This is a genomic window from Pseudoxanthomonas taiwanensis, from assembly GCF_010093135.1.
GTDB lineage: Bacteria > Pseudomonadota > Gammaproteobacteria > Xanthomonadales > Xanthomonadaceae > Pseudoxanthomonas > Pseudoxanthomonas taiwanensis.
Genome location: NZ_PDWK01000146.1, coordinates 1 through 1,024, shown reverse-complemented (window position 1 = coordinate 1,024; position 1,024 = coordinate 1). Strand labels below are relative to the sequence as shown.

At 71.1% G+C, this 1,024-nt stretch carries 2 protein-coding genes; one reads left to right on the top strand and one right to left on the bottom strand.

Features of this window, described 5'->3' with window-relative positions; translation table 11 throughout:
• Positions 1-71 precede the first annotated feature (71 nt).
• Positions 72-785: an SIMPL domain-containing protein gene (locus tag CR938_RS14285; RefSeq protein ID WP_162125619.1), complete on the top strand. Its 714-nt coding sequence runs from the start codon at positions 72-74 to the stop codon at positions 783-785.
• 118 nt (positions 786-903) lie between these two features.
• Here the strand turns inward: CR938_RS14285 and CR938_RS14280 are convergent.
• On the bottom strand, positions 904-1,024 hold a 121-nt coding region (locus tag CR938_RS14280), incomplete at its 5' end, for a transposase (protein ID WP_149860985.1).

Below are 1,024 nucleotides of genomic sequence, written 5' to 3'. Positions count from 1 at the left end.
CTCATGGCGTGTTCATCCGCCGCCCCCGACCCTGCCCCGGTCCCATCGTCCGTCACAGGGAGAACGACGACATGCGCAGTGCCCTCGCCTTGCTGGCCATGCTGGCCCTGTCCGCCCCCGCCGCCGCCCAGGTCCAGCCTGCGCCGCTGCCGGCCGACGCCACGCTCCTCTCGGTCTCGGCCCAGGCCGAGGCCAGCCGCGCGCCGGACATCGCCACGGTCTCGGCCGGGGTGGTCACCCAGGCCGCGGACGGCAACGCCGCCATGCGCCAGAACGCCGAGCTGATGAACAAGGTGCTGGCCGCGATCCGGGCCGCCGGCGTGGCCGACAAGGACGTGCAGACCAGCGGCATCCACCTCAGCCCGCAGTACCACTACCAGGAGAACCAGCCGCCGCGGGTCAGCGGCTACCAGGCCAGCAACACCGTCAGCGTGAAGCTGCGCGACGTGGCCAGGATGGGCCAGGTGCTGGACGCGCTGGCCGCCAGCGGCGCCAACCAGATCCACGGCCCGAGCTTCGGCCTGGACGACCCGGAGCCGCTGTACGACCAGGCCCGGCTGCAGGCGCTGGAGCAGGCCCGCGCCCGCGCGCAGACCTATGCGCGCGCACTGGGCATGAAGGTGCGGCGCGTGGTCAGCATCAGCGAGGGCGGCGGCGGCATCCACCCGCCGATGCCGGTGGTGATGGCGCGCGCGGCCGACGCCGCCTACGAGAGCACGCCGGTGGCCGCGGGCGAGACCAGCGTGTCCGTCTCGCTGGACGTGGTCTTCGAACTGGGCCGCTGAACCCCGGGGCAACCGGGAAACGGCGTGTGCCCGCAACGGACGCACGCCCCCGGCCGGGGAACATCCCTGAATATTCCCCGCCTCCGGAAGGGGCGGACCCGCCGAAAAAAAAGGTTCTTCACCCAAGTCCGGGGAAGGCCGCCCGGATCTTCAGGAAGAAGTAGGCGTCGTCCCGGTAGCCGTAGGCCACCCGCTTGATGACCTTGATCTTGTTGTTGATGCCTTCGACCAGATTGGTT